Source organism: Psychrobacter sp. SHUES1 (genome assembly GCF_001652315.1).
GTDB classification, from domain to species: domain Bacteria; phylum Pseudomonadota; class Gammaproteobacteria; order Pseudomonadales; family Moraxellaceae; genus Psychrobacter; species Psychrobacter faecalis.
Map to the genome: position 1 here is coordinate 22,445 of NZ_LXWA01000056.1, position 6,822 is coordinate 29,266.

8 protein-coding genes are annotated in these 6,822 nt (G+C 42.7%); 5 read left to right on the forward strand and 3 right to left on the reverse strand.

The window, feature by feature from the left end; genetic code table 11:
* Positions 1-2 precede the first annotated feature (2 nt).
* Positions 3-287, forward strand: a complete 285-nt coding sequence (locus A7325_RS07885; RefSeq protein ID WP_068406621.1) for an MFS transporter — start codon at positions 3-5, stop codon at positions 285-287.
* On the opposite strand, the gene A7325_RS13725 is transcribed toward A7325_RS07885, so the two are convergent.
* Together A7325_RS13725 and A7325_RS13845 are read right to left on the reverse strand one after the other, a co-directional pair.
* Positions 245-817 (reverse strand): IS630 family transposase, encoded by a 573-nt coding sequence (locus tag A7325_RS13725; RefSeq protein WP_197488887.1) that lies wholly within the window; start codon positions 815-817, stop codon positions 245-247. The two genes, A7325_RS07885 and A7325_RS13725, sit on opposite strands and share 43 nt — an antisense overlap.
* The gene (locus A7325_RS13845; RefSeq protein WP_068406626.1) at positions 744-1,094 is read right to left on the reverse strand and encodes an IS630 transposase-related protein; all 351 of its coding nucleotides are present in this window, start codon (positions 1,092-1,094) and stop codon (positions 744-746) included. The genes A7325_RS13725 and A7325_RS13845 overlap by 74 nt, the downstream gene beginning before the upstream one ends.
* A gap of 40 nt (positions 1,095-1,134) precedes the next feature.
* On the opposite strand from A7325_RS13845, the gene A7325_RS07900 reads away from it, so the two are divergent.
* From A7325_RS07900 to A7325_RS07910, 4 genes are all read left to right on the forward strand, one after another.
* Positions 1,135-2,073, forward strand: a complete 939-nt coding sequence (locus A7325_RS07900) for an MFS transporter (protein ID WP_227514966.1) — start codon at positions 1,135-1,137, stop codon at positions 2,071-2,073.
* A 681-nt stretch (positions 2,074-2,754) separates the two neighbouring features.
* Positions 2,755-3,063 (forward strand): hypothetical protein, encoded by a 309-nt coding sequence (locus A7325_RS13990; RefSeq protein ID WP_227514964.1) that lies wholly within the window; start codon positions 2,755-2,757, stop codon positions 3,061-3,063.
* Positions 2,993-4,375 carry a hypothetical protein gene (locus A7325_RS07905; protein ID WP_227514965.1) on the forward strand — a complete coding sequence of 461 codons (1,383 nt, stop codon included), beginning with the start codon at positions 2,993-2,995 and terminating at the stop codon, positions 4,373-4,375. Before A7325_RS13990 ends, A7325_RS07905 begins: the two co-directional genes overlap by 71 nt.
* 433 nt (positions 4,376-4,808) lie before the next feature.
* Complete coding sequence (locus tag A7325_RS07910; protein WP_082894349.1) at positions 4,809-6,524, forward strand: OmpA family protein; 1,716 nt, start codon at positions 4,809-4,811, stop codon at positions 6,522-6,524.
* 37 nt (positions 6,525-6,561) lie between these two features.
* Here the strand turns inward: A7325_RS07910 and A7325_RS13460 are convergent.
* Positions 6,562-6,822 (reverse strand): transposase (locus A7325_RS13460; RefSeq protein ID WP_156508507.1); only part of this gene is annotated, 261 nt, incomplete at its 5' end.

Consider the following 6,822-nt stretch of genomic DNA (forward strand, 5'->3'; position numbering starts at 1 on the left):
AAATGCCATTAGCAGTATATATATTAGGTCTGGCTATTTTTGCCGTTGGTACAGCAGAATTGATGGTCGCTGGTATGACCGCCACTTTATCCCAGGCCTTTGGGATCAGTGTAGGTGACGTTGGACATTTAATTTCATATTATGCCTTTGGTGTCATGTTGGGTGGACCTGTACTCACCTACTTTTTTCTCAAATATAAAGTTCAATATCGAAAAGTATTGCTGATTCTTTTAGCGCTCTATAGTCAGTTCAAAGCAAAAGTGTTATGGCTAGAACAAATATCATAAAACAATTTAGATAAGTCATTTTCCATCCAGCCTTGGCGTAAAAACTTCACTTGAGCCCACTTCTTCTCGATAGGGTTTAAGTCTGGGCTGTACGGCGGCAGCCATAGAATACGATGACCATGCCTGTTCAGTAGTTTTTGAATGCGCTTGCTCTTATGAAATCTGGCGTTATCCATCACAATCACGCATTTGGTTTTAAGACTTGGGATTAGTGTCTGTTTGCACCACTGATAGAATATATTACTGTTAATGTTCTGCTCAAAGTAATCCAGCGCAAACAGCATCTTTTTATATAGAGCACCAATGACGTTGGTTCGCTTTTTTGCCTGCCAGTTGTAGCTGTCGATACAGGGTTTACCTATCGGTGCATAGCCATAAGGACGAATGGTTTCAGCCTCAAAGCCACTTTCGTCCATATAGACAATGGGATAGCCTTGCTGTTTAAAGTTATCAAGCTTACTCTGATACTCCGCTCTCTTTATTGGGCAAGCTTTTGGATGCTCTAAGGTCTTTTTTTTGACTGATGCCAAGACGTTTTAAAGCCTCACAAATGGCTGGGGCAGTACAGTTGAACCGTCTTGCTCTCTCATAGTGATAGTCATCAGGGTAACGCTCAACGTCTTTGCGTAGGGCATCATCCGGTATTTTTGATGGCGTAACATTGCGAGTGCTCTTACTATGCAGCCGTTTCTTCCACTTTTGAATGGTGGTTGGACTAATGTCATAAAAAGAGGCTGCCTCGGCAAAGGTCATGCCATCTGCTAAGCTTTTAAGAACTTGTTTGCGATAGTCTAGGGAGTAAGTCATGATAATTGAGGATATCTGTTGAGTTATTTTAACTTATAACATTTTTGTATTTAATACACTATATGTAGTGGTTCAAGGTTTAAGCGCCTTTATCTCCAGCCATGCTATTTTAATTGCGATCCGTTTTATCACGGGGGTCTTATGTGCAGGTTGTTTAAGTCTTTCTCTTGCTATAAGTATGGCCATGGTACCTAATCATAATAAGCCTCGAGCAGCAGCAATCGTTATTGGTGGCTTTATGATTTCTAATGTGTTTGGTGTTCCTCTTGCGACGATGATTGATCAACAATGGGGTTGGCGCATTACTTTTGGCTTAGTCGCTGTATTGGTATTCGTTTCTCTTATCGCTTTAGTACGTCTTTTACCTGAAGTGTCAGGTGGTGGACAGCTGAGAATGGAAGAAGAGATCAAGGCCTTTAAAAATAAAGCTTACTGGAAAGCCTGCGTAACAAGTTGTTTGATTTTAGGCGCAAGCTTTGCTGCATTTAGTTATTTCGTCCCTGTTTTGGTCGATATAACTGGATTTAGCATGCATGTCGTACCTTTCATTTTAATGGCATTTGGGTTTTCAAATATTGTAGGTAATACGATTACTGGTCGTTTAGCACATAATCATAGCCTTAAAATTATGCTCGTTGGTCTAACCGTATTAAGCATATCTTTATTTGCTTTTGCAATCTTCGCTGAATACAAAACTGTAGCGATCCTTGCAATCATTTTGATTGGATTATCTGGCGTGCCAATGAACCCGGCAATGATGGCAAGGATTGTCAGTGTTGCGCATCCGGGTCCTATGGTCAATGCAGTGCACACCTCAGTAATTAATATTGGTTTAGGTGGTGGTTCATATATAGGTGGTGTAGCAATTACAAATGGTTATGGTTTACGTTCAGGCTTATGGATTGGTGTAATATTAGCAGTATTGGCATTGGCTTCACTTCTACCTTACGTACGTAATCGTCAACAAGGTTGGGGTTAGAGAAATAAACTGCCTCAGGATTGTTGGAGATCTAACATTCTGAGAGGATAGGACAATAAAAAAGCAAAACTACGTCTTTTGATCTTTATCTAAAAGTATCACAGTCTCATATAAAAATCGACTTAATGCAGTAAGGCTCAATAATAACCATTATGTTGCATTCATAATCACTTTTCTGCAAAATAATATGAGTATATGAGTATATGAGTATATGAGTATATGAGTGAAGCTCAGTTCTTTCGATAATATAGTGCGGCAAACGTGCCAAGCAATTTAAACCAAGATCAATATTGCAGCTTTCATATGTACGTTTTAAAAGCTCCACATAGACACCTATCAAAACCTTCTTTTGCTGGTGATGTGCCAAAAAGCATACTGATTAAAATTTGAACAATTTTTGAAGCCTTGAAAGCTTTATAAAATCAGAGAACTTAGCTTAGATTTCCTATTGCCTTTTACCGCCAGCATACTTTTTAGAACACCGCCAAAAAAAGATTAAAAATGATAGGCAATTTATATGCCAATATTAGCTTGTTAAGTATCAACTAAGTGTTGACTAAATGTTGACCTGTTAAGCGCGCATTTTTATGGGCGTGCTACAGTCTACAGCGTATAAAACCGAAGTCAAAAAAAGAATCGCTGTCCCATATCTTAAATTAACGCCGATAAAGGCTGGAACTTATGAATATCATCGACCAATTAGAGCAGATAGTGACCCCAGCCGTCTTAGTTAGCCAGATTAATAATGAACAGGTTATTGATGGTCATCCTGTCGATAACGGCAGCGTGTCTTATGTCAGCTTATTGGAGCAGTTTTATGCCATTTTGGCGGCGCGTTTGGCATTGCCGCAAATTTACTCGCAGTTATTGCGTGATGATGAGCCAATTGCTAATGAAAATATAGTAGAGACGCCATTATTTGAACAATTATGGCAAGCCCCAAGCGCGCCAAACCATTATCGAAGAGCTGGCAGTGACCCATCATATTGATGAGCTGACTACCACAAAGCTCATCATGAATGCCGCGCCACTGGCTTATCGTGAGCTTAAGGTCATGGCCAACGGGCAGTTTTTACCAGCATTTTTACAAAGTGAGCAGCCCTCACTGCGCCATTACCTGCCAATATGGGCAGCACCGCTCATTACCGTCGCACAAGATAACCCTGATGAGTTGTTTGATTATCAAAACGCCATAGTCAATGCTGCGACAGAAACCGTTTTATTAAATAAAGATGCTACTGAAGCAAGCGTAGTAAGTCCTTCTGCGAACTTGATAAAACAACCAAACGTGGCAACAGAACTTGCTAGTGAAAGCTTCGATAACAGCCTAGCTGCGAGCGCTATTCATGCCAATCCTGCTGAGCATCACTTAGCAGATAACAGCAGTTTAAAGCGCGAAAAAGTACGAACCCGCAACCAACGTAATGACTTATTAATACGGGTGTTTTTATTATTGGCCGCCATCGCAGCGATTGGATTGGTATGGGCATTTTTAATTAAGCCTAATGTAGTCCCGCCCGTAGAGCCAGTGGTGACTGCACCTGCTGTGGTAGCGCCTGTCGCTGAGCCAACCGCGCAGGTGTTGACGCCCGCTACGCTTATCGTTGGTGTGGATAATAGCGGCAGTCTTTATACCTGTAGCGCCTCCGTCGGTGACGCCGCGCTACAAAGCACGCTGCAACAAGCGCTCAATAGCAGTTTTGGCGAGCAGGCAGGGATGTGTCAGTTTACGGTACAAGAAGGCGTGGCTAACAATATTGCCAATATGCCTATTGAAGCACTGCCTAATATCCTGACATTATTAAGAGCGACACCATTTGCCCGTCTACAGTTGCAAAATGTCCGTATGACAATAGAAGCGCCGGATGGTATGCAGCTACAAAGATTGACCACTGAAATCCGTACTTTGGCACCAGCGATAATGGTAGATAGTACCGCGCCGCTACCATTGCCGAATAGTGCAGAAAACGGTATAGGGGCCGATAATATGGCGATGAACGCTGCAAACAATCAGTTTGCTCAAGATGGAAGCAGCATAAATGACCAGTACGCTGGCACTAATAATATGAATAACAGTAATGCAAATAATAATAACGACTATCAAGCTTCTGATGACATCACCGGTGATAGCGTGACGCCTGCACCGGCACGCAATAGCGATTTTAATAATCCGCCTAGAGCTAATGAGCCTAGAAGCAATGACCGTCCTGCATCGACGCGGCCACCGGGACCTTTTTCAGAATCAGAAGTAGACGATATGGCAAATAGCGTTATCGTGGCAGAGCCTGCGCAAGTCAGATGATAGTTTAAAACGCCTAACAAATAATGAGCTAAAGGACGGTAGGATCAATCATTGACTATCCTCCTTTTTATTTTTGCCTAAAAAGATAGACAGTCATTTCCAGATATAATGGGTATGTTAGTAATTTGTACTGTAAAGACTTCGCAGTTACGTGTCACAACTGAAACATTACTTAACGTAGCAATTGCACAACAGCCCATCGATTGAGAATACCGCCTTAATACTTTTATAATGACAAAAGTTGAATATGGATAGTGCTGATATTTATTAAGCCGCTTTTTAATACCTAGTGTTTATTAAATGCTGATATAAATATTAATATTAAAAAATATCGTTATTAAGAAATATCAGTACTATTAACTTTTCAGTTTTTTGAGAATGCAGTTTAGTGCAAAACAATTATTTAGAATAACAATTATTGAGGAATGACATTATGGATATTATCAGTCACTTAACGCGGACGGTTAGCCCTGCAGTACTAGGCGATGATCGCAATCCCGCTAAGCAGAACTTACTTGAGCAATTTTATGCTATTTTTGCCGCGCGCTTGGCAGACAATACGACTTATACACGTTTTGCTAATGAAAATATCGCCCGTGATGACCAAGGGTTTTATGACCGCGTATGGACCGATGGCGCTCACCGCGACCAAATTGCCCGTGAGCTTGCGGGTAAACATAACGTTGATGTGACCGCAGCCCGTGGTTTGATTGCGATGGCCGCACCGTTAGCATATCACGAAATCAAAAGCTTGGCCGGAACCACGCCTGTGCCCCAGTTTTTAAATGACAATCTTGCTAGTTATCAGCACCATATTCCGGCATGGGCAAGCGCCGTTCTGCCTGCAGGTATGATTGCCGCACCAGCTGGAGCGCATATGTCTGATACCGTGAGCACTGCGCCTATTCGCCGTGAAGAGGAAGAAAAAGGCAGCTTTATGAAAGCGCTGCTACCGATTATCGGTTTGATTATCTTAGGCGCCTTGGCGTGGGCGCTACTTAGAGGGTGTCAAGACAATCCTGAGCCAGTCGGTACGCCAGTTGCCACTGAGCAGCAAGCGGCTAATGACGGACAAACAGTGGTTGCAGCTGATATAGAACCGGCTTCACTACGTATTGCGACTGGTGAAAATAGTGGATTATATGCCTGCCGTATGAACGTTGGTAACGAGACGCTACAAGGCAACGTGATGGACGCGTTGACAGCGGCATTTGGTGATGAAGCCAATAATTGCCGCGCCGATGTCGATGATAACTTCTCGATAGATATGCCAGCTGCCGCTCAGCTTTCTTCTATTTTGCCAATCGTCAAAAATGTGCCCAATGCCAGTATGCTGATCAAAGGCGACACTATTACGGTCAATGCGCCAGATTCAGCAGCATTAGATAAATTGGTTGCTGATTTACAAGCCGCAGCGCCAGCTATGACGGTACAAGCAGAAGGTCCGCTCGATGAACAAAGCGAGATTGATCGCAGTTTAGCAGCATCACAAGCGGCGATGCAGAACCTTGGTCAAGACCCAGATCCTCGTGATGTGGCTCGCGCGCTGAGCCTGCAAGTCGTGAACTTTGAAGTAGATAAAGCTATTATTCCAGAAGCTAACAAGCCATTATTGGACAATGCTGTTCAGATTATGGAACAAGTGCCAGATATGAAGCTGATGATTATCGGCCATACCGATAAAACCGCCGATGCCGCTTATAATATGAAGTTGTCACAAGAGCGCGCGCAATCGATGAAAGATTATCTGGTTGCGCAAGGTGCGGATCCAAGTAAGCTTATGACCAAAGGTATGGGCGAGACAGATCCAATCGCTGATAACGCTACAGAGCAAGGTCGTTTCCGTAACCGCCGTATCGAGTTCGTCGTCTATGATGAAACGGCAATGGCCAATGATGGCGTGGCGATTAGTAACGGTGCGCTCGATCCAGACTTAAATCCATTAGACAGTAACAATGATGATCTAATGCCTGACAGTGATGACCGTACAGGGAACAATTTACCTGCACCGAAGAGTTCGATACCGACATCGAATAGCAGACCAATTGACCCAGATTTAAACCCATTAGATCGCAATAACGATGATGTCTTACCAGATGGTGATGATGTCAGTCGTGGTACTGCCTTAGACCCAAAAGCCAGTAATTAATAAGAATTCTAATTACTTATAGTTATTTACCCCACTCTCAACTTGAAATAAGCAAATCAAACTGAAGAGGCGGATTACCAAGTTTTTTGTTGAGTACAAAGCACAGATTGTGTGACAGGATTTTACGAATCAATCGATGAGACAAATGCCATAAATCTCTTGCTCGTACCCTTTGTATATTAAATCGTTCTGATAGCTGACCAATGACTGTTTCAACGATACGGCGGGCTTTCATTAGCCGCCTTACCACAGGTTTGGGTCTATCCTCTTTCATGTTGGCTCTGAGTGGCGTTTGTAA

Bases quoted from the DNA above. Each gene is read 5' to 3' on its own strand.
- A7325_RS07910 (WP_082894349.1), top strand. From the start codon at position 4,809: ATGGATATTATCAGTCACTTAACGCGGACGGTTAGCCCTGCAGTACTA.
- A7325_RS07885 (WP_068406621.1), top strand. From the start codon at position 3: ATGCCATTAGCAGTATATATATTAGGTCTGGCTATTTTTGCCGTTGGT.
- A7325_RS13845 (WP_068406626.1), bottom strand. From the start codon at position 1,094: ATGACTTACTCCCTAGACTATCGCAAACAAGTTCTTAAAAGCTTAGCA.
- A7325_RS13990 (WP_227514964.1), top strand. From the start codon at position 2,755: ATGAATATCATCGACCAATTAGAGCAGATAGTGACCCCAGCCGTCTTA.